Genomic DNA, 24,380 nt, shown 5'->3' on the forward strand with positions numbered 1-24,380 from the left:
GAAAATGACAGAAGTAAATAAAGCGGAAATATTCGAACAGGTTCGTGACGCTCTGGTGGAATTATTTGAGCTGGATCCTTCCGACATTATTCCTGAAGCGAAACTATATGAAGAGCTTGATCTCGACAGTATTGATGCTGTGGATCTGGTTGTTCATCTGCAAAATACCACCGGCAAGAAAATTAAACCGGAAGAGTTTAAGTCTGTACGCTCTGTACAAGACGTTGTAGATGCCGTTGCAGACTTGCTAGCCGCTTAAAATGCGAAAGTTCAGCGCACTGGCAGGCCTTCTCCTGCTCGCTTATCCCTTGGCGGTTTACGCTGGGATTTCGCACGGAGGAGTTGGCCCTGTTACGTTGTTGCTTGGCGTGCTGTTCTTGCTTCGGATGACTTCCAGCAAGGTGCTGGGAAACAGCCCGCTGAAACATGTCGCGACAACAACTGGAATCATTGGATTTCTGCTGGTTACGCTCAGCTACGTCTTCAAGCAACACGACTGGTTTCTGTATTACCCTGTCGCAGTCAACACCACCATGTTTGTCGTTTTCGCCACCAGCCTCCTTCAGCCGATGAGCATCATCGAACAGGTTGCCCGTCTTCAGGAGCCTGATTTGCCGGCTTCTGGCGTGAAATACACCCGTAACGTCACCAAAGTCTGGTGTCTGTTTTTTCTGGTGAACGGCGCAATCGCCTGGTGGACCTGCCTGATGTCGCTGGAGATTTGGACGCTATATAACGGCTTACTCAGTTATCTCGCTGCCGGCGCTCTCTTTGGCATCGAATTTATTATCAGGAACAAGGTGCGATCTTCGTGAATCGTTTTACGCCCTTATCATCTCTCTGTCTGTCTGAACGCGACACGGACTTGTCCGTCGCGCTGGGTGACGGTGGTACAAAAAACTGGGGAACATTTACTGATGATGTGACGCTGCTCGCCTCAGTCTTGAAAACTTCACCAGCTCAAAAATGGGCACTGGCCTTTGAAGATAGCTACCTCTTTGCCACCGCTTTTTTTGCCTGTGCCCATGCAGGAAAATCTCTGATTCTGCCGGGGAACTTACAGACGGGCGCTTTGACTGAGCTTTCAATCCATTTTGACGCCATATTGCACGACTGCCGTGTAGCAGCTCCTGTCGGCATTGCCTCAGTATCACTGCCTCTATCAGACAGGCAAAGTACATCTGATTTAAAACTTGCAGTCTTTGATAGTCTGACTCTCACGCTCTACACGTCAGGCTCAAGTGGCGAGCCGAAAGCCATTGAAAAGTCGCTGTTCCAAATCCAGGAAGAGCTCAACCAACTTGAAACACAATGGGGAGCAGAGCTAGAAGGCACCCTCATTCAAAGTACCGTATCGCACCAGCATATTTATGGTTTGTTGTTTCGCCTGCTATGGCCGCTTTCAGCTGGACGTCCGTTCCAGTGCCACGATTTGGTTTACCCTGAACAAGTCGTCGCCAAAGCAGAAGAGAACACGGCACTGATCAGCAGTCCTGCGCTCTTGAAGCGCATGAGTGAACCGGCATCCGGCCAATATCGCGCGATATTTTCTTCCGGTGGACCTCTTCCCATCTCTGCGGCACAAAGTAGCCTTGGGTGCCTCGGCGCCTTACCCATCGAAGTGTATGGCAGCACCGAAACTGGTGGAATTGGCTTTCGACAGCAATCCACTGAGACCACATCCTGGAAACTGTTCAGTGGCATCCGCGCTCGATTGGATGATGTGGGCTGCTTGCAACTGCTGTCCCCATACATCGATCCTGACCATTGGTATCAGACTGCAGATTTGTGCGAGCTTTATGACAACCACACCTTCCTGCTGAAGGGGCGTGCTGATCGGGTAGTAAAAATTGAAGAAAAGCGGGTATCCCTGCCTGAAATTGAACAGCGACTTTGCCAAAGCGACTGGATAACGGATGCTGCCAGCCTTCTGCACCAGCAGGATGAAAGACAAATCATTGCCGCAGCAGTAGTATTGTCTGCAGAAGGTGAAAAGATGCTGGCTAAAATTGGGGCTGGAAAATTTAAACTGATGCTTAGAAAAAGCCTCAGAGAGTGGCTAGAACCGATTGCAATCCCGCGCCAATGGCGCTTTGTCGATGCCATTCCCCAAAACAGCCAAGGCAAACGCCAACAACAGGCCATTGAAACCTTGTTTAACCGGACCCAATAACAAGCGCATCCCAAACGCTTACAGGAAAAACATGCAACGCAAACCCACATTACTCAACGCAGAAACAGAAACCAACAGGGTGATCCTCACTCTGAGGGTTGATAGCGGCCTGGAAGATTTTAAAGGCCACTTCCCAACGTTTCCGATTCTGCCCGGCGTCACCCAGATCGATTTAGCCATGCGCTACGCCAAAGAGTATCTGCCGCTTACTGGTCAGTTTGGTGGCATGGAAGTGATTAAGTTTCAGGACCCTATCCTGCCGGAAGCCATCGTAACCCTGACGCTGACGTGGGATCCGGAGAAACGAAAGCTCTACTTCAGCTACCAATCCAACGACAGAGCCCACTCCTCCGGCCGCGTTTTGTTCAGCGAGGCGAAATGAGCCACTACTCACCTTGCTTTCTCATCCCCTGCTACAACCACGGTGCCGCCATTGGTGCTGTGGTCGATGCGCTAAAAGCATTTGAGCTGCCAATTGTTATTGTGGATGACGGCAGTGATGAGCCCACCAAAACGGTGCTGGATACGCTCTCACAGCAGGATGATATGGCACTTCATCGCCTTGAGGAAAACCAGGGCAAAGGCGGCGCAGTAATGGCAGGCTTGAAGCAGGCGCAAATACTGGGCTTCACCCATGCACTTCAAATTGATGCTGACGGACAACATGATCTCACCGCGGTACCTGCGTTAATCGAAGAATCTCGGACACACCCAGCATCCCTGATTTCCGGTAAGCCTATCTACGATGAAACCGTACCCAAGTCCCGTTTGTACGGACGTTATATCACCCACTTCTGGGTGACGCTTGAAACGCTGTCAACCACCATCAAAGATTCCATGTGTGGATTCAGAGCCTACCCGCTTGCCCAGACACTCAAAGTGATTGAAGCGTCTTCACCTGGCAAACGAATGGACTTTGATATCGAAATCATGGTGCGCCTCTACTGGGATGGCTGCGATATTCGGCATATCGACACCAAGGTGATTTATCCCGAAGACGGTTTGTCGCACTTTGATGCGTTTAAAGACAATGTTCGCATCAGCAAAATGCACAGCCTGCTGTTCTTTTCCATGTTGCCCAAAATCCCCAGATTACTGGCAATGAAACGGACAAACAGCCAACACTGGTCCACCAGAAAAGAGCGCGGCACCATCCTGGGCATCAAGCTGCTTCTGGCCACTTACAGTCTGTTGGGTAGAAAAACCTTCAGCCTGATGCTGAAACCTGTGATGTATTACTACTGGTTAACAGGAAAAGCCGCACGGGAAGCTTCCGAGGATTACCTGCAAAGAGTCGCCAGCTATACCGGTAACAAACCATTAAGCAGCTACCATCACCTTCTCTCTTTCGGCGAAACCATGCTGGATAAACTGGCAGCATGGAAAGGAAACTTTGACGTTTCTAACCTCACCATTACTGGTGGCGAACACTTTCGCCATCTGATGGAGGAAAAACGCGGCGCTGTGTTAATAGGCTCCCACCTTGGAAATATCGAGCTTTGTCGCGCTCTCAGCCGCCGCCACGCTAATGTAAAAATAAATGCCCTAGTGTTCACCGAGCATGCAGAGCATTTCAATTCGGTGATGGATGAAGTGAACGCTGATGCTTCGGTTAACCTGATTTCGGTATCGAACCTTGGCCCTGAAACTGCCATCTTGCTTCAGCAAAAAATTGATGATGGCGAATGGGTGGTCATTGTCGGCGACAGGACGTCTGTGACCCGCGAAGGGCGCGTGGTCATGGCAGATTTTCTCGGCGAACCGGCACCTTTTCCGCAAGGGCCTTTCGTGCTGGCTTCGGTGCTGAAAGCCCCTGTTCTTCTGTTATTTGGCCTTCGTGATGAGCAAAGCCAAACACCGCACTTCAATGTGCTCTTTGAACCGTTTTACGACCCAATTCGACTGCCCCGCGGAATGCGTGAAGAAGCGCTAAAAAAAATAGTCGATCAATACGCAAAACGCCTAGAACACTACACCCTAAAAGCCCCTTTGCAGTGGTATAACTTTTTTAAATTCTGGCAGCTAACGAGCAGCAACAATGACAAGTCACACGGATAACACCATCATTTTCGGGGAAGCGCCCCTCACCATTGAATCTGTTGTCGCGATTGCCAATGGCAACCGCGCCGAATTGAACCCTTCCGAGGAATTTACAGCGCGAATTGACCGCGGCTCAAGATTCCTTGAACGCCTGCTGAAAGAAGAAGGCGTGATTTATGGCGTGACTACAGGCTATGGCGACTCTTGTACCGTAGCCATCCCGCCAGCACTCGTTAATGAACTGCCGCTGCACCTGACCCGTTTCCATGGATGTGGTTTGGGCGAAAACCTCGATCACGTGCAAAGCCGTGCGGTTTTGGCAACCCGCCTCAACTCACTGACACAGGGCGTATCCGGCGTGACCATGGAGCTGCTGAGTCAGTTGGTCACCCTAATCAATCACGACATCTCCCCGCGCATTCCGCAGGAAGGCTCCGTCGGTGCCAGCGGTGATTTGACGCCATTGTCCTATGTTGCTGCCGCCCTTATTGGTGAGCGTGAAGTGATTTACAAAGGCGAACTTCGGCCAACCGCAGAAGTCTTTGCCGAGCTAGGTATCGAACCTATCACGCTAAAACCCAAAGAAGGTTTGGCACTGATGAACGGCACATCCGTGATGACAGCACTGGCCTGTCTCGCTTACAAACGTGCAGAATATCTGGCGCAACTTTCTACCCGAATTACCGCCATGGTCTCGCTGGCGATGCATGGCAACGACTTCCATTTTGATGAAGCCTTGTTTGCCGTCAAACCTCACCCTGGTCAGCAGCAAATTGCCAAATGGCTGCGTGACGATTTGCAGGCCGACAAACCACCTCGCAACAGCGACCGACTGCAAGATCGCTACTCGCTGCGCTGCGCGCCTCACGTAATTGGCGTGCTGCAGGACACCCTGCCTTGGGCTCGCCAGATGATCGAAAACGAACTCAACAGCGCCAACGACAACCCAATCATCGATGGTGACAACGAGCGCGTGTTGCATGGCGGTCACTTCTACGGCGGCCATATTGCTATGGTGATGGACTCGCTGAAAACGGCGATTGCCAACATTGCTGACCTGCTTGACCGCCAGATGGCACAGCTGATGGACTATAAGTTCAACAACGGCCTGCCGTTTAACCTCACAGGTGCTGAAGGCGCTCGCAAGCCCATTAACCACGGCTTCAAAGCAGTACAAATCGGTATCTCTGCTTGGACGGCAGAAGCATTGAAACACACCATGCCTGCGAGTGTCTTTTCACGCTCGACCGAATGTCATAATCAGGACAAGGTCAGTATGGGTACCATCGCATCCCGTGATTGTTTGCGGGTGTTGCAGCTGACTGAACAGGTTACCGCAGCCAGCCTGTTGGCAGCCACGCAAGCACTGGAAATTCGCCGTAAGCATGGCGAACTGGATTTGAATCATTTCAGTCCGGCGCTTCGCACCATGACAAAACACGTCTTGGATGAGTTTGAGATGGTGATTGAAGACCGTCCACTTGAGCAAGATCTTCGCCGTTTCGTTGATAACATTCAGCGGCAGGCTTGGGAGCTTTACTAATGACTGAGCGCACACTTAACGCCGAAGTGGTTCTCATGACATCCTTTCAGGATGCCGACCCGATGGGCGTTATCTATCACGGCAATTACTTCCGCTACTTTGAAGAAGCCCGCCGCGTGATGATGGAAAAGATTGATTACGGCTACCTTGCCATGAGTGCCTCGGGCTACATGTGGCCGATCATCGACACTGCTGTGCGCTATGTAAAACCTATCCAGTTCAATCAGGAAATCCGTGTCACCGCGACATTGACCGAGTACGAAAACCGTCTCCGCACTGACTACGTCATTTACGACGTAGAAAGTGGCAAACGCCTGACCAAAGGGCATACCACTCAAGTGGCAGTGTCTGCTGCAGAACAGGAGATGTGTTTTGTCTCACCTAAAGCCCTGACAGACCGACTGGAAGCATACTTCAATGCTGCGTAAGCTTGTCACTGCGCTTTTGACCGTCAGCCTGATGATATCGAGCCCCCTGACTTGGGCGTTCGGACTTTCTGATCTGCAAAACACGCTGGAAAAATCGGCCGTGATCAGCGGTGACTTCGAGCAAACCAAAGAGATTGCGATGTTGAGCAAGCCTTTGGTATCAAACGGCAATTTTGTCTTGAGTGACAAACAGGGTCTGCTTTGGCTTCAGACTACGCCGTTTCCCGTCACCCTGATTCTGTCCGATCAAACACTTCGCCAGAAAATGCCGGGTCAAGCAGAACAGGTCATCCATGCCAAAGATAACCCGATGGCGTTTTACTTCAGCGACCTTTTCCTTGGTCTGTTTCATGCTGACGCAGATGTGCTGACCCAACAATTTAGCTATGAGCTGGATGGCAGCCCTGAAGCGTGGACACTTGTTCTGACCCCAACCGAGGCGCCACTGACAAAGGTCTTCAGTCAAATTACTTTATCAGGCAGTCACAACATTGACGCCCTGACGATGGAGGAGCTCCGTGGTGACAAAACCACAGTGACTTTCAGCAATATCCAACATGCATCAGCGCTGACTGACGAGGAGCGCCGTGCGTTCAACGACTAAAGCCATACTATGGCTGATTGCCCTGTCTCTTCTCGCAGCCACTGCAATACTGCGCCACCCAAGCGGCGCAGCGATGCTCGACACCAACATCCTTAACCTGCTCCCTGAAAACCAGCAAGATCCTCTGGCTCAAAAAGCCTTTGATGAGGTGGCTGGCAGCATGGAAGATCAGTTACTGTTCCTTGTCTCCGCCGACACTCAACAACAGACCCTAAAAGCCGCCCGCGCTTTTGAAGCAGAACTTCAAGCGCTGCCACTTTTCAGCAAAATAAATGGCAAATTATCTGATGAAGAGCAATCAGCCTGGGTCAGCACCTATGCGCCTTACCGATACCAACTGCTGACACAGGAACAACGCGAGATGCTCAAGCACTCGCCTGCCTCCCAGACCGCCAAGGTCATCCAACAGGTTTACAACCCTTTTTCAGGGGTGACTGGCGCTGAACTTTCTGGTGACCCCTTTTTGCTGTTCCGTGATTACCTGCAAACGATGAACAAGCAAAACCAGCGTTTTTCCATCACAGAGGGTTATCTGACCACAGAGCAGGGAGGCACATTTTATGTTCTGCTCCGCGGCACGCTTTCCGGCTCAGCTTATGCCATGCAAACCCAACAACAGCTCGCAGAGCTCGCCCAATTAGAGAAAGCCACTACCGCGCAGTTTGATGCTCAAATCTTTCATACCGGCGTGGTGTTCTATGCGGCCTTTGGGACTGACAGTGCCAAGTCTGAAATCAGCACCATTGGCGTTGGCTCACTGCTCGGCATCTTGCTTTTAGTGCTTTGGGTCTACCGTAGCCTTTTACCTGTCAGCCTGACCTTACTGTCGATTGGTACTGGCGTCGTGACGGCTTTTTCCGTATGTCTTCTGGTGTTTGGACAAATTCACCTGTTCAGCCTTGTCATTGGCGCAAGCCTGATTGGCGTGTCGATAGATTATGCCTTCCACTACCTGACAGACCGCTTGGCGTCCGGCGCTTCTTGGCATTCAGAAGAGGGATTAAAACGCGTTTTCGTTCCCATCACCTTTGGCCTGATTTCCACGCTGATTGCTTATCTCAGTATGTTAGTTGCCCCTTTCCCGGGGTTGCAGCAACTTGCACTGTTTTCAGCCGCAGGCCTGATTGGCGCTTACCTGAGTGTGATTTTTTGGTATCCGCTGTTGGCAAAACGTCCAGCCAGATATCAAACACTGCCTCTCGCAAATTCAAGCAAGGGCTACCTGAGGTTATGGCAACGGCCGCTGGTGCGAGTGGCAATGCCAGTTGCTGCCTTACTGATCGCTCTGATTGGCTTTTTTAACGCAGACTACGATGACAACATCCGCCAACTGCAATCTCTGCCACCGGCCTTGCAGGAACAGGAATCGGTCATCAAGTCAGTGACTGGTCTCAGCAGTTCCCAGCCGATGCTGCTGGTCAAAGGAAGCAGCGAGCAGCAAGTGCTGGAGAATGCTTACGCTCTCGCGCCGGCACTTGAAAAACTTCGACGTGAAAACGCCCTTTCCGGTTATCAAAACCCCGCCGATTTGGTGCCACCAGCATCGGTGCAGCGAGAGAACTTTGCTCTTGTTCAATCTCTTTATCAGTCAGAAGGTGAAAACCTCGCTGCGCAAATTGGCTTGGCGACGCCGCCACAACTCCCGAGCGACATTGATATTCTGACCCCCGCGAAGATGCTTAAAGCTCCTAGCAGTGAGCTGTTCTCATCGCTGTGGCTGCAGCCCGCTGAAGGGCAATATGCCGCCATTGTGATGCTGCAAAACGCAACTGACATGAATGCCATCAAACAAGCGATAGCACCTTTTCCTGAGGTGAGTGTGCTGAACAAAGCTGAAGAAGTTTCCAGCTTGTTTGGCCAGTACCGACTGCGTATTTCCATGTTGATGGGCATCGCCTGCCTGGCGATTTTGGCCGTGCTCTGCGTGCGGTTCGGCCCTCGCTGTGCGGTTCGCATTCTTACCCCGCCCTTGCTCGCAGCCGGAGTAGCATTGACCGCAGGCGCTATAAGCCCAGTTCCTATGAATTTATTCAACCTGCTGGCACTGTTTCTCGTGCTGGGAATTGGTATCGACTACACCCTGTTTTTCGCCGAGCACAACGACAGTTATCGCGCCTTGGTCGCCAATACCCTTGCCGCCCTGACAACCATACTCTCTTTCGGCTTGCTGTCTCTCAGCCAAACCGAAGCGATTCACAGTTTCGGTATTACTGTATTGGTAGGTATTGTTGTCGCTTGGCTGCTCTCGCCATTGGCCATTCAACAGCCAGAAAAGGAGCTTCCCCAATGATTCGTGTTGTACTCTGTTTGGCTTTTTCTCTGCTGCTTTCTGCTTGCGCGACAGTGCCTGATAGCAATCAAGTTGAAATTGCACCCGATAAATTTGTCAGCTTACCGGCCCCTTCAGAGTTTGAAGGCACAATCAGTGTTAATCAGCTTATTACCGCGAAGTGGAGTGACAGTACTCAGGTGCTTCCTGTCCATCTTGAGATCAACGAATCAGACGTCGTTTTAGTGGGGTTCTCCAGTTGGGGAACCCGATTACTGACGCTCAATTACAATGGACAGATTCTGGAAACCGACAACCTCAAAGGTCTGGGTGCCGTGTTGCCTGATGGAAAACAGGTGCTCATGAACCTGATGTTGACCTTATGGCCGGCCACTTCGTGGCAACCACATCTTTCAACGATCGGATGGCAACTGGTTGATAATGCTACAAGCCGGATCCTGCTCGATGAGAACGGCGAAACTGTGGCGAAAATACAGTATGATGAGCCTAAGGTTGCAGGAGGAATTCCTGCCGATATCCAGTTTGAGCAAGTGCGTCAGCACTACCAAATCCAGATTCAAACCCTAGAATAACGGACTAACAGAACGCAATGACCGACATAACCACACAACCAACTCCGGTTTATATCCATGCTTGCGGCTCGCACTCCGCCCTGGGTGTGCGCTCTGAAGATATCCATCGAAGTCTGCAAAGCGGCAAGAGTGACGGCATCGAAGCTGAACGCTTCGCCCTCAATGATGGCAAAGAAGTGATCGTTGGACGCGTATTGGAAGGCCTTCCTGAGATCACCGCGCAATTTCAACATCAACAGACACGAAACAACCGTCTGGCCCTATCTGCCCTGCTGCAAATTCAGGACGCCGTTAAAAACGCTATTGATAAATACGGTGAAGATCGCGTCGCCGTTATTGTTGGCTCCAGCACCTCAGGCATTTCCAACGGTGAAATTGCCCTTAGCAAGCAAATGCAGACTGGTGAGCTGCCAGAGAATTACCACTACTACCAGCAAGAGCTGAGTAATCTCTCCGACTTTATCAGTGACTACTTTGGCCTCTCGGGTCCAAGCTATGTGGTGTCCACCGCCTGCTCATCGAGCGGAAAAGTATTCCTTTCTGCTAAGAGACTGCTGCAATCAGGTATGGCTGACGCCGTGATTGTAGGTGGCGCAGACACCCTCTGTCGTTTAACCCTGAATGGTTTTCATGGTTTGGAATCTGTCTCCTCCGGCCTGTGCCGCCCGTTTGGCGAAGGGCGCGATGGCATCAATATCGGTGAAGCCGCCGCGTTTATGCTACTTTCTCTCGAACGCCCGGAAGAAGCCGAACCGATTGCCCTGCTTGGCGCAGGTGATAGTTCTGATGCCCACCATATCTCCGCTCCAGAGCCGGAAGGCCGCGGCGCAGAAGAGGCCATGGTCAAAGCGTTGGCAGATGCCGGACTGTCGCCAGACAATATTGGTTACGTCAATGCACACGGCACCGCCACGCCTCTCAACGATGCAATGGAGTCCAAAGCCATCAGCCGTGTATTGGGTAATAATGTTCCGGTTAGCTCGACCAAACCCCTGACAGGCCACACATTGGGCGCTGCCAGTGCCATAGAAGCTGCCATTTGCTGGCAAATTCTTCGCCACGATCTCACGTTACCCATCCCTGATACACAAGCAGGTCGCGACCCAGAGATCGCACCAATTCGCTTGGTAACAGCAGGCGACAGACTGGAAAAACACGCTATTTTGACCAACTCGTTTGCCTTTGGCGGAAACAACGTATCGTTAATTTTTGGAAAACTATGAGTTCGCAACCACAACTTCACGAGCTACTGCCTCACGAGGCACCCATGATCCTTCTCGATACGCTGATTGATATCGGTGATTTGCATGTGCATTGTCAACTCACATCAAACGAGAGCAGTTTGTTTTTCGATAAAAACATCAACGGTATTCCGGGCTGGGTGGGCATTGAGCTAATGGCCCAGTCTGTTGCCGCCTGGTCGGGTTATCAGGCGAGCAAAGAAAATAAATCGCCACCTATCGGATTTTTGCTAGGCAGCCGCCGCTATAAATGCGATACCCACAGCTTTCCCGTCGGTACGCTTTTAGATGTTCACGCTCAGCATGTGATGGAAAGCAATGGTATGGCCGTATTTGCCTGCACCATTGAACATGAAGGTGAGGAAATCGCATCGGCCCAGCTTAATGCCTATGTGCCTTCGGAAGAAAAGTTACAGCAAATGTTAAAAGGAACGTCCAATGAATCGTGATGTATTGGTTACTGGCGCAAGCAAAGGCATTGGCCGCGCTATCGCCATTCAACTTGCCAAAGACGGTTTCAATATTGTGATCCACTATGGTCGCGACAAAGCGGGCGCTGAAGCGACGCTGGCAGACATCACAGAGCAAGGTGGTTCTGGTCGCCTGATCTCTTTTGACATTGCCAACCGCGAACAATGTCGTCTTGAACTTGAGGCGGATATGGCAACCCATGGCGGATACTATGGCGTTGTGAACAATGCAGGTGTGACAGCAGACACCGCCTTTCCAGCCATGACAGAAGGTGAATGGGATGGCGTGGTCCATACCAACCTTGATGGTTTCTACAACGTGCTGCACCCTTGCGTGATGCCAATGATTCAGTGTCGCCGCGGCGGACGCATCGTGACCATGGCATCGGTTTCCGGTCTGATGGGTAACCGCGGACAAACCAATTACAGTGCCGCCAAAGCGGGTATTATTGGTGCTACCAAAGCATTAGCTCTGGAACTTGCAAAGCGCAAGATCACCGTCAACTGCGTGGCACCAGGCCTTATCGACACCGGCATGGTGGACGAACACGTGAAAGAACATGCCCTTCCTCAGGTGCCACTGCGCCGAATGGGCAAACCGGAAGAAGTGGCAGGTCTGGTCAGCTATCTGATGTCAGATTCCGCCAGCTACGTCACCCGACAGGTAATCTCAGTCAATGGAGGACTGATATGAATCGCAGAGTTGTTATCACTGGCATGTCCGGTGTTACTGCATTCGGTAATGACTGGCAAAGTGTTCAGCCAAAGCTTGCGGCGATGCAAAATGCCGTTCGCTACATGCCTGACTACGAGCAATATAATGGCCTGAACACCAAACTGGCAGCGCCAGTAGAAGGGTTCAGTGTGCCAAAACACTATCCACGTAAGAAAGTGCGTGGCATGGGGCGCGTATCCCAGCTCTCCACAGTGGCAACAGAAAATGCCCTCGAGCAAAGTGGCCTGATTGGCAATGAGGTGCTGACCAACGGACAGACGGGTATTGCCTATGGCTCCTCCACAGGCAGTACACCTGCGATTGGTGCGTTTGGTGTAATGTTGAACGACAAGAGCACCCGCGCCATTACCGCGACAACCTACGTGCAAATGATGCCGCATACGACCGCAGTGAATGTGGGTTTGTTCTTTGGCCTGAAAGGCCGAGTTATCCCGACCAGCAGCGCGTGTACTTCTGGCAGTCAGGCGATTGGTTACGCCTATGAAGCCATTAAGCACGGCTACCAGACCGTGATGGTGGCTGGCGGTGCGGAAGAGCTTTGCCCTACTGAATCTGCCGTTTTCGACACCCTGTTTGCCACCAGCCTGAAAAACAACGAACCGGAAAAAACACCGCGCCCGTATGACACAGAGCGAGATGGTCTGGTGATTGGTGAAGGCGCAGGCACACTGGTGCTGGAAGAATACGAGCATGCTGTTAACCGTGGCGCAAACATCATTGCCGAGATTGTTGGCTTTGCCAGCAATTGCGATGCTGCACACGTCACCCAGCCTACCAAGGAAACCATGCAGATTTGTATGGAGATGGCGCTGCGTGATGCCAATCTGGCACCGGAAAAAATCGGCTATGTTTCCGCGCACGGTACAGCCACGGAAAAAGGGGATATTGCAGAGAGCAACGCCACCGCGAATATCTTTGGCAACCAGACGCCTATCAGCTCACTGAAAAGCTATTTTGGCCACACGCTTGGTGCTTGTGGTGCCATTGAAGCATGGCTGAGCCTTGAGATGATGTACAGCGGCTGGTTCAGTCCCACCCTCAATCTGGACAATATCGACCCCGCTTGTGGTGAACTGGACTACATCCGCGGTGAAGGACGCCACATCGACTGTGAATACATCATGAGCAATAACTTTGCTTTTGGTGGTATCAATACATCGATTATTTTTAAGCGTCACTGATGATTGCCAGCCGATAGCAAAACGCCCGCATCTGCGGGCGTTTTTGTTTGTGTGGCTGACATTGGAGAAAGAAGCTAGTTGGTCTCTAACAGCACCGTCGCCACGGCATAGCGTTTCTCATCAGCGATGGTGAGGAAAATATTCTTCACCCCACGCTCATCGGCAAGCTTTCGCGCTACACCGGAGAAATCCACCACAGGCTTTCCAAGCTCATCGTTAGTGACCTCAAAGTCATGGAAGGTCACACCACAAGCGATGCCCGTCCCCAGCGCTTTTGAAGCCGCTTCTTTCACTGCGAAGCGCTTGGCAAGAAAGCGGGCTGGGAAGTTGGAGTTGGCATAGGTTTCCAACTCGTTTTCTGTCAGCACACGTTTAGCAAACGCATCTCCGGTGCGCTCGATGATTTTCTCAAGGCGCTCAATTTCTGCGATGTCAGTGCCAAGGCCAACCACAGCCATTAGCGGCGCGCTTCCAGCATAAGAGCTTTCATGTCTGCAACTGCTTTTGGCAGGCCTTCAAAGACTGCGCGGCCCACAATCGCATGACCGATGTTCAGCTCGTAAATCTCTGGAATTGCGGCAATAGGCTTCACGTTGTGGTACGTCAGGCCGTGACCAGCGTTCACCTTGATACCCAGATCGTCTGCATAGCTTGCTCCCGCTGCGATTTTCTTCAGCTCTGCCTGCATGTCTTCTTCGGTCGTCGCTTCTGCATAATGGCCCGTGTGCAGCTCAATAAAAGGAGCACCACAGGCTTTTGCAGCGTCGATTTGTGCACGGTCTGCATCAATGAATAGCGACACTTTAATGCCCGCTGCAGTCAGCGTTTCCGTTGCAGCTTTCACTTTATCAAGCTGGCCAGCCACGTCTAAACCGCCTTCGGTAGTCAGTTCTTCGCGTTTTTCAGGGACCAGGCACACGTAAGCCGGTTTCACTTCCAACGCGATATTGACCATCTCATCAGTCACTGCCATTTCCAGGTTCATGCGGGTCTGGATGGTGTCTTTCAGAATATGAACGTCGCGGTCTTTAATGTGGCGACGGTCTTCACGCAAGTGAACGGTAATACCATCCGCGCCCGCACGTTCTGCAATATCTGCAGCGTGGACAGGATCAGGGTATTGGGTGCCACGCGCATTACGAACGGTCGCGACGTGGTCAATATTGACGCCCAGATAAATGGTATTCATTGCGTTAATTTCCTTGTTCTTAACATAAAAAGCTCACGGCTTTTGAGCGGTTTGGAGCCAAGATAAGGCTTGAGGGCTAAGCGTGTAAAGCGCTTCGCCGCTTTTAGCTGTTCTGCCGTTGAGAATTGTCTTGTTGCCAGCGCTTCTAAGTCGCTGCCCGTAAAAGTGAGATTATTGCTTTTCATCAGCGAGGCGACAAAACCTTGCTGCTCCCGGAAGATATACGTCATCGATGCATCGACCGGCTCACCGCTACCCGCGCAATGCAGGAAATCGACCCCGTATCCCAGCGAGTCCAACAAGGCGAGTTCGAAGCGTCGTAACGCTGGCTCAGGATTACTGTGCTGAGCAAGGTCAGTCAGCGCATTGACGTAATCAAAGAAGAGTTGATGGTACGAGGTTTCAGGCTCCACAACCCGGCTTAAGATCTCATTGAGATAAAAGCCTGAAAACAGTGCATTGCCTGAAAGCGGGATCGCAAGCCCCATGGCCTCAGCATGACGCAAGGTATGCATTTCGCCGCGGCCGGACCATTTCATCAAGAGAGGAGTAAAAGGCTGTAGCGCCCCTTTTAAGGGAGAGCGTTTACCACGGGCGCCTTTTGCCATCAAACTGACGCGCCCGTGATTTTCGCTGAAAACATCCAGAATCAGGCTGGTCTCACTGTAGGGTCGTGAGTGCAGAACAAAGCAGCGCTGCAAGCCTTCCATATTGCTCCTGAATGTCTCAGCCAATAACGCTGTTAAAGGTCGTCGATGTAACCGAGGCTGCGCAGTGCGCGCTCGTCATCAGCCCAACCGGATTTCACTTTTACCCAAAGCTCAAGGTAGACCTTGCGCTCGAAAAGATCTTCCATATCGAGACGGGCTTCACGGCCAATGGTTTTGATTTTGTCGCCACCCTTGCCGATCACCATACGCTTCTGGCCGTTACGCTCAACCAGGATCAGGCCATTGATTTCAAAGCCATCCGCGTCTGGGTTGTAATCAAAACGCTCGATTTCAACGGTGACTGAGTATGGCAGTTCATCGCCAGTGAAACGCATCAACTTTTCGCGGATGATTTCAGACGCCATAAAGCGCTGAGAACGGTCTGTGACGTACTCTTCCGGGAAGTACCACTCGCCTTCCGGCAGGTGGTTACGAACCAGTTTCTCGACCACATCAATGTTGGTGCCGTGTTTCGCTGAAACAGGAACCACGTCGATGAAGTCCATTTTTTCGCTGACTTCCTGAAGGTGCGGGAACAACTCGCCCTTTTCCTTCACGTTATCGACTTTGTTGATCAGCAGTACGGTTGGCAGCTCAGCTTTCTTGAGCTTGTTCAGTACCATCTCATCATCTTGCGTCCACTGCGTGCCGTCGACCAGAAACAGCACCAGCTCAACGTCAGTCAGGGAGCTTGAAGCCGCACGGTTCATCAAACGGTTGATGGTGCGTTTTTCTTCAATGTGCAGTCCCGGTGTATCCACATATACCGCCTGATAACCATCACGGGTATCAACCCCCATGATACGGTGGCGCGTGGTTTGCGGTTTACGCGAGGTAATAGACAGCTTCTGCCCAACCAGACGATTGAGAAGTGTCGATTTGCCCACATTTGGGCGGCCTACGATGGCAATAAAGCCACAGTGGTGCGTTTCGTGCGTGTCTGTCATGAGTCCAGCTTTTGCAATGCCAGTTCTGCAGCCGCTTGCTCAGCCTTGCGACGACTGCTGCCTTTACCTACGACAGGTCGATCCAGACCTGCTACTTCACATTCCACCGTAAATTGCTGGTTATGCGCTTCGCCTTGTACCTTAGTCACATTATAGGCAGGCAGCGGCTTACGACGCCCTTGCAGGAATTCCTGCAAACGTGTTTTCGGATCTTTCTGGTTCGCGCCTGGCTGGATAGTTTCCAGACGTTGTTTGTACCAGCTCAATACAATTCCACGTACCGTTTCCAGATCGGTGTCGAGGTAGATAGCGCCGATGATCGCCTCAACGGCGTCTGCCAGGATAGAGTCGCGGCGGAAACCGCCACTTTTCAGCTCACCCGGTCCCAATTGCAATACATCACCCAGCTCGAACTCGCGGCCCAATTCAGCCAACGTGTTACCACGAACCAAGGTTGCACGCATGCGGCTCATATCACCTTCATCAACGTTCGGGAAACGATGGTAGAGGTCGTCAGCAACAACGAAACTCAAAATAGAATCGCCCAGAAACTCCAAACGCTCATTGTGATTTCCACTGGCGCTTCGGTGTGTCAGGGCGAGACTGAGAAGCGCCGCATCACTAAATTCATAGCCGATGCGACGCTGTAATTTATTTATAGGTGTTGTCATGTCGTTCCAAGTTAATCAATGCCGCCGATGCGATTGAAACGCACCCCGACAGGTACCCAAGACGGTAGGAAGCTATCGCCTTGTTCATCAAATTCAAAACTGATCCAGATACCGACTGCTTTACCTACCAGATTAGCTTCGGGTACAAAGCCCCAGAAGCGGCTGTCTTTACTGTTGTCGCGGTTGTCGCCCATCACGAAGTACTGACCTTCCTGCACTACCCACTCTCCCAGACCTGGCGTTGGATAATATTGACCGGTTTGGTTTGGCATGTATGGATTCACCAGAATCTGATGTGGCTCAACCCCTAACTCTTCCTGCGCCTGAATCAGGTTCGCGCCGCGCTGAACGAATTCACTCTTGTGAACATCGTCCACGGGCACCAATTCACAGGTCGACTCACCTTTTTTCTGGATGCACAGACGTTTGTCTTCGCTGTAACGAACTGTATCACCCGGCATACCAATCACGCGCTTGATAAAGTCGATGCTTGGCTGCGGCGGGTATTTGAACACTACGACATCACCGCGCTCTGGTTTCCCGGTTTCCACCAATTGGTGGCGGAATACCGGGTCTTTTAGACCGTAAGCAAACTTCTCCACCAGGATAAAGTCGCCTACCAACAGTGTCGGCATCATAGAACCAGATGGGATCTGGAACGGTTCGTAGATAAACGAGCGAAGCACCAGAACAAGGCCAATGACAGGGAACACGGAAGCTGAGGTTTCTACCCAGCTTGGCTGAGGTGCAACTTGTGCAACCTGCTCTTCACTTAACTCACCACCGTCCACATTGAGCGCTTCAGCCGCTTTTTGCTGGCGTCGCGGCGCCCATTTGAACTTATCCAGTGCCCAGATAATCCCAGTAAACAGGGTGACAAGCACCAGAATCAGCGAGAAAGTATTAGCCATCGTGTTCCCCTAAACCTTTAATCCCTTTTTATTACTTATCTTTGCCTACGTGCAGAATCGCCAGGAACGCTTCTTGAGGCAGTTCGACGTTACCGATCTGCTTCATACGTTTCTTACCTTCTTTTTGCTTCTGCAGCAGTTTCTTCTTACGGCTTACGTCACCACCGTAACACTTCGCGGTGACGTTTTTACGAAGCTGTTTCACGGTCGAGCGCGCAATGATGTGGTTACCGATTGCTGCCTGAATCGCGATGTCGAACTGCTGACGAGGGATGAATTCTTTCATCTTCTCAACCAGATCACGGCCACGGGATTGCGCCTGATCTTTGTGAGTGATGATAGCCAATGCATCCACGTTGTCGCCATTCAGCAATACGTCAACACGTACCATGTTCGATGCTTCATAGCGCTGGAAGTTGTAATCCAGAGAAGCATAACCGCGAGACGTCGATTTCAGACGGTCGAAGAAGTCCAGAACCACTTCTGCCATTGGAATATCGTAAGTGAGGGCGACTTGGTTACCGTGGTAAACCATGTCAACTTGAACGCCACGCTTCTCGACGCACAAGGTGATAACGTTACCCAGGTACTCTGAAGGCACCAGGATGTTACAGCGTGCAATTGGCTCACCCATCACTTCGATATCGTTAACCGCTGGCAATTTCGCAGGGCTATCAACATACAGGGTGTCACCGTTGGTCTTCTTCACCTCGTACACTACGGTTGGTGCCGTGGTGATCAGATCCAGATTGTATTCACGCTCCAGACGCTCCTGGATGATTTCCATGTGCAGCATGCCAAGGAAACCACAGCGAAAACCAAAGCCCAGTGCTGCTGAGTTTTCTGGCTCGTAGAACAGTGACGCATCGTTCAGGCTCAGTTTGCCCAGTGCATCACGGAAGTTTTCGTAGTCGTCAGACGAAACAGGGAACAGACCCGCATAAACTTGAGGCTTCACTTTCTTAAAGCCTGGTAGCGGTGTTTCTGCACCGTGTTTTGCGTGGGTCAGGGTATCACCCACTGGCGCGCCCAGAATGTCTTTAATACCACAAACAACCCAGCCCACCTCGCCGGTACGCAGACCTTGGGTGTCAGTTTGTTTTGGTGTGAAGATGCCGATGCGATCAACGCCCCACACCTGACCGGTGCTCATGACTTTGATCTTGTCACCTTTCTTCAACTCGCCATTCTTAATACGAACCAGCGACACAACGCCCAGATAGTTATCGAACCATGAGTCGATGATCAGCGCTTGCAGTGGCGCTTCTGGGTCACCTTCAGGTGCCGGAACATTCTTAACGATATCTTCCAGAACCAGATCTACACCCAGACCCGTTTTCGCCGAACAGCGGGTCGCTTCGGTTGCATCGATACCAACAATGTCTTCGATCTCTTCTGCTACGCGGTCAGGATCGGCGGCTGGCAGGTCAATTTTATTCAGGATTGGAACCACTTCCAGATCCATTTCAATCGCGGTGTAGCAATTCGCCAAAGTCTGAGCTTCTACGCCCTGACCCGCGTCGACCACCAGCAAAGCACCCTCACACGCCGCCAGAGAACGAGAAACTTCGTAAGAGAAGTCAACGTGTCCTGGGGTGTCGATGAAGTTCAACTGATAGGTTTCCCCATCCTGCGCTGTGTAATTCAGCGTCACACTCTGTGCTTTGATGGTGATACCACGTTCGCGTTCCAGATCCATGGAATCCAGAACCTGTGCTGCCATTTCACGGTCAGTTAGACCGCCACAAACCTGAATAAGACGGTCTGATAAGGTCGACTTACCGTGGTCAATGTGGGCAATAATCGAAAAGTTACGAATGTGCTTCATAAATGGTGTGACTAACTCGTTAGTTAAAATAAGAGGATCTTACGATCAAGTGGCGGGATTCTACCGAAATTAATGGCTAGTCGCTATCTTCTGTTGCGGCATTTATCACCGCCGCCGAGTCTACGGTATTGCCAAGGATGCGCAACAGTTTAGGTGTTGCGCCTGTATCCTGCTGCAGCTTCCGCGAAAAATGGCGTGCTACAAGGAATCCCAGTCCACCCGCAAGCACCGAAGACAGAATAATCACGCCCTCTCCTGCTGCTATCAAATCTGCGAGAAACTGCCCGAAAACAGCGCCCGTAATCGCGAATAGCAAAGGCAGAATATAAACCACCAACGCCGATCGCAGTACCGTCTGCTCCTCTAAGCCGATTTCAACCAAGGTTCCCACATTGACTAGTTTTTCTGACGGTACACGGATATCCAATACTTTGCCCGGCAGCGCATTACTCACAATGCCTGTACCGCAATTGCTCTTGGAAGCACAACTGCCACAACTGGTTTTCTGCTGGCAGCGGACAGTCAGGTAACCCTCGCCACTGCCAGTGACTTCCGCCAACGCCGTGATCATGGCGTTGACGTTCCTTCATGTCTTTGTGGCGCTGCCATACGGACAGACTCAGCCACTTTTTTCGCGGTCGCTGGTGGAATATCTCCCACCACGGTGATTTCTGCATTGCCGGATACATGACTGTGTAATGTGCGACGGCCTTTTCTCACCAACTGCTCACGCACGGAAAGATCATCTGCTTCTGACATATAAACAGAGAAACTAAACAGGCCATCACTGAACATCTGGCTTTCTACCGGACGTTCAGTGATCATCAAACGGTGACGATTGCTATAAATCGGCGAAAAGCCATCAGGCAAAGAAGTGACTTGCCAGCTAAGGCCAGAGTCGCGTTGTTTTGGCACCTGAACCACTGGTGGCAGTTCAATACCTGACATCTGCTTCATCACATTACCAATCTGCGGGGAGACCACCAGCGACATAGCACGGTATTGCTCAATGGGATCACCGTCGCGATCCAATAGGTCTGCACGGGTCAGCAACTTGGAGTTTTGGTCAATCCAAAGTACGTAGGAATAACGCGCGCCGTCTTTGGGAGACACACGAACAACATCACATGCCAAACCTGCTTCACGGGCTCTTCCCAACGGCACGAAATCGTACATGGTCGACAGGTGGTCAATATCGGAATGCATGATCGCGGGCAAGGGCGCCACCATCTGGTTACTCGCAATAGTAAACGGGTCAATACCAGGTTCGAAGTAACTCACTTCGTCACCACGACGAATGGCTTCACGTGGGGGACCAGCCAGATAAGCAATGTGACCAAATGACTCACCATCGACTAAAGCGTGGCGATAACGCAGGGGCTCAATACTGTTTTTGCGGACCAAAATATAGGAAAGTTCATAGTCCAATTGTTCGGTTGCCTGGCCCATCTGATGCAACAATGCCTCGGCGGGATTTTCTTCCGCCGAGGCATTCGCGACCAGACTGACCAGTGCAAAAGCACCGATCAGGAGTTGTTTCATCAATCTAGTTACTCACTTCTGGTGTTAGCTTCTCGTCTTGTGCAATCATTTCATCAGCATTGAGGCGAAGCTGCAACTCATAGTCTTGGAACATGGCGTTGACACGGCGACGCTGCTCCATCAGTTGTGCTTCGGTCGGATTACCCTGCAAGGTTTCACGGCTAAGGCTCACAGGCTCAGCTGAGCCAGCCAAAGGAATGGTCTGTAAAACTGGGGGCTGTGATGCAGCAAGAACCGGATCCAACTGCTCACCACCATTGTATTGTTGAACGCCAACAATGACAGCCAGTGACACCGCGGCAGCCATACCCACCTGGGTGAGTTGCTGCAACCAAGATGGCATGCCTTTTTTGGCAGCTGCTGGCGTAGGTTGTGCTTCCTGAATCGGAACAACATTGGGTGCAGAATGCGCTCCATGCGCAGGCTCAGCCTCCAGTGCCATCGCAACATTTGATGCGATGTCCCAACTCGGATTAGGCGTTTCTCCACGCATTACATCACGGGTGACAGCAAAGCTTTTCCATGTTTGCTGAGCCGATTGATCGTTTTCCAGCGCATCAATCAGCGCCTGATCAATCTCATCACCATCAAATAATGCGGAAAGGTTTTCTTTTTCAGCCATTTATTTCACCGTTATCAACAGGTAACACTGTTAGTGGTTCATCAGAGGACGAACACGTTTGTCTACCGCTTCCCTGGCACGGAAAATACGCGAACGTACCGTCCCAACCGGGCAGCCCATCACTTCTGCAATCTCTTCATAGCTTAAGCCATCAATTTCACGCAGGGTGATCGCCGTTTTCAGATCGTCCGGTAAAGACTCAATCGTGCTGAAAACGACCTGCTTCAACTGTTCTGACAACATAAGGTTCTCAGGGTTCGAAATTTCTTTCAATGCGCCACCATTTTCATAATTTTCCGCTTCTTCCGCGTCAATATCGCTTGATGGTGGGCGTCTGCCCTGGGCAACCAGATAATTCTTCGCTGTGTTTACCGCAATACGGTAAAGCCAGGTATAAAACGCACTCTCACCACGAAATCCCGGCAAGGCGCGATACGCTTTGATAAAGGCCTCCTGCGCAACATCAGGCACATCACCGCTGTTGCTGACATAACGAGAGATCAGATTGCATACCTTGTTTTGATATTTTACGACCAGCAGGTTAAACGCCTGCTTATCACCATTCTGAACGCGCTCAATTAAGGCTTGATCGGTTAACTGCTCGCTCATTCGAGCGCCTTCTCCTTATTATTGATACCAGTAGTCTGCTTTCTCTGTGGCAGAGTCCACCGTCAAGGTCAGAACTCTGTCAGCTACCGGTATTTCTTCTCGCTCTTTGCCACTATGGTGCCCGGCGTATTTTTCTGCCGCACGATTTTTGTTGAGTGAGCAAAGTTTATGAGTGAAACATTAAAAGAAAGTTCCCTAGTCCGACCCATCTCGTCAAACGATTAGATCCGAATCGTAAAGTCTATCAGAATGTTTGGTCACACCATAACCAAGTCTCATTCCGCCATCCCCACTCTGTCGCATAATGAAGCAACTGGCAACGTTCTACGTGTTGCCACATTAGTGTAAACTCACTGAAATGACTCGAACTCGTTGTTTCCGGCAATCGGCTCAGGCCGCCGCTTAGGAGAAAGGAATACGTAATCAATGAGCAACCAAGAACACGTGTGTGATGTGCTGGTAATTGGCAGCGGTGCTGCCGGTTTATCTCTGGCACTCCATTTAGCCCCAACCCAGAAAGTGATAGTACTGAGCAAAGGACCACGTAGCGAAGGGGCGACCTACTACGCACAAGGCGGTATTGCTGCAGTCTTTGACGAAAGTGACTCCGTCGAATCCCACGTTGAAGATACGCTCATTGCCGGTGACGGTATTTGTGAGCAGGACGTGGTGAGCTTTATCGCTGAGAACGCCAAAGAGTGTGTTCAGTGGCTGATTGATGGTGGTGTTCCGTTCGACCGTGAAGAAGACAGCGACGACGATGAGCCCAAATTCCACCTCACCCGTGAAGGTGGCCACAGTCACAGACGCATTCTGCATGCCGCTGATGCAACGGGCGCAGCGGTGCAAAACTCGCTGCAAGAGAATGTGATGCGGCACCCCAACATCAAGGTGATGGAGCGCCATAACGCGCTGGATCTTATCACCCGCAAGAAAATTGGGATCAGTGGTGCTAACCGCGTCTTGGGTGCCTATATCTGGAACCGTGACCGTGAAGCCGTCGAAACCGTGCGCGCTAAGTTTGTGGTACTGGCAACTGGCGGTGCATCCAAGGTTTATCAATATACCTCAAACCCGGATGTTTCTTCCGGTGATGGCATTGCAATGGCATGGCGTGCAGGTTGTCGAGTCGCCAACCTTGAATTTAACCAGTTTCACCCGACATGCCTTTTCCACCCTGAAGCGCGCAACTTTTTGCTGACCGAAGCCCTTCGTGGTGAAGGAGCCTACCTACGCCGCCCTGATGGCTCCCGTTTTATGCCGGACTTTGATGATCGCGCTGAGCTTGCTCCCCGTGATGTGGTTGCCCGCGCGATTGATTATGAGATGAAGCGCCTTGGTGCTGACTGCATGTATCTCGACATCAGCCACAAAGATCCAGAGTTCATTACCAAGCATTTCCCGACCATTGACGAAAAACTGAAAACCTTTGGCTTTGACCTGACCAAAGAACCCATTCCCATCGTTCCTGCCGCGCACTACACCTGTGGTGGCGTCATGGTGAACCAGAATGGCCAGACAGATCTGGAAGGTTTGTATGCCATTGGTGAAGTCAGCTACACAGGCCTCCATGGTGCTAACCGCATGGCATCAAACTCTTTGCTCGAATGTGTGGTTTACGCTTGGGCTGCCGCCATGCACATTGGAGAGAATGCGGCCACAGCAGAAATTCCACCAACGCTGCCATACTGGGATGACAGTCAGGTGTGTTGCTCAGACGAAGAAGTCGTTATCCAGCATAACTGGCACGAGCTGCGCCTATTTATGTGGGACTACGTTGGGATTGTGCGTTCCACCAAACGGCTTGAACGTGCGCTTCGTCGTATTGAATTACTGAAGCAGGAAACGAACGAGTACTACAGCAACTTCCGCGTTTCAAACAACCTTCTGGAGTTGCGTAACCTGCTTCAGGTTGCTGAGCTGATGGTACGCTGTGCGATGGCGCGTAAAGAAAGCCGCGGTCTTCACTACACTATTGATTACCTGGACAAAGCGGAAGATTCAGGCCCAACTATTCTGGTACCAGATTTTCCGTGTTGATAATTACTTTAGAAAAGAAGTAAAAGCCCTCTA

General features: G+C 51.3%; 26 protein-coding genes. 15 read left to right on the top strand and 11 right to left on the bottom strand.

Annotated elements, in window-relative coordinates:
• Positions 1 to 4 precede the first annotated feature (4 nt).
• From GMA8713_RS03460 to GMA8713_RS03525, 14 genes are read left to right on the top strand one after another with little or no spacing between them, the layout of a single operon-like run.
• A complete protein-coding gene (locus GMA8713_RS03460; protein ID WP_062705724.1) occupies positions 5 to 259 on the top strand; it encodes an acyl carrier protein in 255 nt (84 codons plus the stop codon).
• A 1-nt stretch (position 260) separates the two neighbouring features.
• The gene (locus GMA8713_RS03465; RefSeq protein WP_062705727.1) at positions 261 to 815 is read left to right on the top strand and encodes a COG4648 family protein; all 555 of its coding nucleotides are present in this window, start codon (positions 261 to 263) and stop codon (positions 813 to 815) included.
• Positions 812 to 2,173: an AMP-binding protein gene (locus tag GMA8713_RS03470; RefSeq protein WP_062705729.1), complete on the top strand. Its 1,362-nt coding sequence runs from the start codon at positions 812 to 814 to the stop codon at positions 2,171 to 2,173. Before GMA8713_RS03465 ends, GMA8713_RS03470 begins: the two co-directional genes overlap by 4 nt.
• A gap of 31 nt (positions 2,174 to 2,204) precedes the next feature.
• Positions 2,205 to 2,555 carry an ApeI family dehydratase gene (locus GMA8713_RS03475; RefSeq protein WP_062705730.1) on the top strand — a complete coding sequence of 117 codons (351 nt, stop codon included), beginning with the start codon at positions 2,205 to 2,207 and terminating at the stop codon, positions 2,553 to 2,555.
• Positions 2,552 to 4,231 (top strand): glycosyltransferase family 2 protein, encoded by a 1,680-nt coding sequence (locus tag GMA8713_RS03480; protein WP_062705731.1) that lies wholly within the window; start codon positions 2,552 to 2,554, stop codon positions 4,229 to 4,231. Before GMA8713_RS03475 ends, GMA8713_RS03480 begins: the two co-directional genes overlap by 4 nt.
• Positions 4,212 to 5,756 (top strand): HAL/PAL/TAL family ammonia-lyase, encoded by a 1,545-nt coding sequence (locus tag GMA8713_RS03485; protein ID WP_062705732.1) that lies wholly within the window; start codon positions 4,212 to 4,214, stop codon positions 5,754 to 5,756. The genes GMA8713_RS03480 and GMA8713_RS03485 overlap by 20 nt, the downstream gene beginning before the upstream one ends.
• A complete protein-coding gene (locus GMA8713_RS03490) occupies positions 5,756 to 6,184 on the top strand; it encodes an acyl-CoA thioesterase (RefSeq protein ID WP_062705733.1) in 429 nt (142 codons plus the stop codon). The genes GMA8713_RS03485 and GMA8713_RS03490 overlap by 1 nt, the downstream gene beginning before the upstream one ends.
• Positions 6,174 to 6,788, top strand: coding sequence for an outer membrane lipoprotein carrier protein LolA (locus GMA8713_RS03495; RefSeq protein ID WP_062705734.1), 615 nt, complete (start codon positions 6,174 to 6,176; stop codon positions 6,786 to 6,788). Before GMA8713_RS03490 ends, GMA8713_RS03495 begins: the two co-directional genes overlap by 11 nt.
• Entirely contained in the window at positions 6,772 to 9,078 is a 2,307-nt protein-coding gene (locus tag GMA8713_RS03500) for an MMPL family transporter (RefSeq protein ID WP_062705735.1), read from the top strand. The genes GMA8713_RS03495 and GMA8713_RS03500 overlap by 17 nt, the downstream gene beginning before the upstream one ends.
• Complete coding sequence (locus tag GMA8713_RS03505) at positions 9,075 to 9,650, top strand: DUF3261 domain-containing protein (protein ID WP_062705737.1); 576 nt, start codon at positions 9,075 to 9,077, stop codon at positions 9,648 to 9,650. The genes GMA8713_RS03500 and GMA8713_RS03505 overlap by 4 nt, the downstream gene beginning before the upstream one ends.
• 17 nt (positions 9,651 to 9,667) lie before the next feature.
• Positions 9,668 to 10,873, top strand: a complete 1,206-nt coding sequence (locus GMA8713_RS03510; protein WP_062705739.1) for a beta-ketoacyl-[acyl-carrier-protein] synthase family protein — start codon at positions 9,668 to 9,670, stop codon at positions 10,871 to 10,873.
• The gene (locus GMA8713_RS03515) at positions 10,870 to 11,340 is read left to right on the top strand and encodes a hotdog family protein (RefSeq protein ID WP_062705741.1); all 471 of its coding nucleotides are present in this window, start codon (positions 10,870 to 10,872) and stop codon (positions 11,338 to 11,340) included. Before GMA8713_RS03510 ends, GMA8713_RS03515 begins: the two co-directional genes overlap by 4 nt.
• The gene (locus GMA8713_RS03520; RefSeq protein ID WP_062705743.1) at positions 11,330 to 12,055 is read left to right on the top strand and encodes a 3-ketoacyl-ACP reductase FabG2; all 726 of its coding nucleotides are present in this window, start codon (positions 11,330 to 11,332) and stop codon (positions 12,053 to 12,055) included. The genes GMA8713_RS03515 and GMA8713_RS03520 overlap by 11 nt, the downstream gene beginning before the upstream one ends.
• Positions 12,052 to 13,278 carry a beta-ketoacyl-ACP synthase gene (locus GMA8713_RS03525; RefSeq protein ID WP_062705745.1) on the top strand — a complete coding sequence of 409 codons (1,227 nt, stop codon included), beginning with the start codon at positions 12,052 to 12,054 and terminating at the stop codon, positions 13,276 to 13,278. The genes GMA8713_RS03520 and GMA8713_RS03525 overlap by 4 nt, the downstream gene beginning before the upstream one ends.
• 74 nt (positions 13,279 to 13,352) lie before the next feature.
• Here GMA8713_RS03525 and acpS read toward each other — a convergent pair whose 3' ends face one another.
• The 11 genes from acpS to rpoE form a co-directional block, all read right to left on the bottom strand.
• Positions 13,353 to 13,736, bottom strand: coding sequence for a holo-ACP synthase (gene acpS / locus GMA8713_RS03530; protein WP_062705753.1), 384 nt, complete (start codon positions 13,734 to 13,736; stop codon positions 13,353 to 13,355).
• Positions 13,736 to 14,467, bottom strand: coding sequence for a pyridoxine 5'-phosphate synthase (gene pdxJ, locus GMA8713_RS03535; RefSeq protein ID WP_062705755.1), 732 nt, complete (start codon positions 14,465 to 14,467; stop codon positions 13,736 to 13,738). Before pdxJ ends, acpS begins: the two co-directional genes overlap by 1 nt.
• Positions 14,464 to 15,177, bottom strand: coding sequence for a DNA repair protein RecO (recO, locus tag GMA8713_RS03540; protein WP_062705757.1), 714 nt, complete (start codon positions 15,175 to 15,177; stop codon positions 14,464 to 14,466). The genes pdxJ and recO overlap by 4 nt, the downstream gene beginning before the upstream one ends.
• 32 nt (positions 15,178 to 15,209) lie before the next feature.
• Positions 15,210 to 16,124, bottom strand: a complete 915-nt coding sequence (gene era / locus GMA8713_RS03545) for a GTPase Era (protein WP_062705759.1) — start codon at positions 16,122 to 16,124, stop codon at positions 15,210 to 15,212.
• Positions 16,121 to 16,795 (bottom strand): ribonuclease III, encoded by a 675-nt coding sequence (gene rnc / locus GMA8713_RS03550; RefSeq protein WP_062705760.1) that lies wholly within the window; start codon positions 16,793 to 16,795, stop codon positions 16,121 to 16,123. Before rnc ends, era begins: the two co-directional genes overlap by 4 nt.
• Positions 16,796 to 16,806: 11 nt before the next feature.
• Positions 16,807 to 17,706: a signal peptidase I gene (gene lepB, locus GMA8713_RS03555; protein WP_062705762.1), complete on the bottom strand. Its 900-nt coding sequence runs from the start codon at positions 17,704 to 17,706 to the stop codon at positions 16,807 to 16,809.
• A gap of 31 nt (positions 17,707 to 17,737) precedes the next feature.
• Complete coding sequence (gene lepA, locus GMA8713_RS03560) at positions 17,738 to 19,534, bottom strand: translation elongation factor 4 (RefSeq protein WP_062705764.1); 1,797 nt, start codon at positions 19,532 to 19,534, stop codon at positions 17,738 to 17,740.
• Positions 19,535 to 19,610: 76 nt separating this feature from the next.
• Positions 19,611 to 20,105, bottom strand: coding sequence for a SoxR reducing system RseC family protein (locus GMA8713_RS03565; RefSeq protein ID WP_062705766.1), 495 nt, complete (start codon positions 20,103 to 20,105; stop codon positions 19,611 to 19,613).
• Positions 20,102 to 21,076: a sigma-E factor regulatory protein RseB gene (rseB, locus tag GMA8713_RS03570; protein WP_062705768.1), complete on the bottom strand. Its 975-nt coding sequence runs from the start codon at positions 21,074 to 21,076 to the stop codon at positions 20,102 to 20,104. Before rseB ends, GMA8713_RS03565 begins: the two co-directional genes overlap by 4 nt.
• 4 nt (positions 21,077 to 21,080) lie before the next feature.
• Positions 21,081 to 21,698 carry an RseA family anti-sigma factor gene (locus GMA8713_RS03575; RefSeq protein WP_062705771.1) on the bottom strand — a complete coding sequence of 206 codons (618 nt, stop codon included), beginning with the start codon at positions 21,696 to 21,698 and terminating at the stop codon, positions 21,081 to 21,083.
• 30 nt (positions 21,699 to 21,728) lie between these two features.
• On the bottom strand, positions 21,729 to 22,307 hold the full coding sequence (gene rpoE / locus GMA8713_RS03580; RefSeq protein WP_062705773.1) for an RNA polymerase sigma factor RpoE: 579 nt from the start codon (positions 22,305 to 22,307) through the stop codon (positions 21,729 to 21,731).
• Positions 22,308 to 22,733: 426 nt separating this feature from the next.
• On the opposite strand from rpoE, the gene nadB reads away from it, so the two are divergent.
• On the top strand, positions 22,734 to 24,347 hold the full coding sequence (gene nadB / locus GMA8713_RS03585) for an L-aspartate oxidase (protein ID WP_062705775.1): 1,614 nt from the start codon (positions 22,734 to 22,736) through the stop codon (positions 24,345 to 24,347).
• Positions 24,348 to 24,380: the final 33 nt, after the last annotated feature.

It is taken from the genome of Grimontia marina (assembly GCF_900060185.1).
Taxonomy (GTDB): domain Bacteria; phylum Pseudomonadota; class Gammaproteobacteria; order Enterobacterales; family Vibrionaceae; genus Enterovibrio; species Enterovibrio marinus.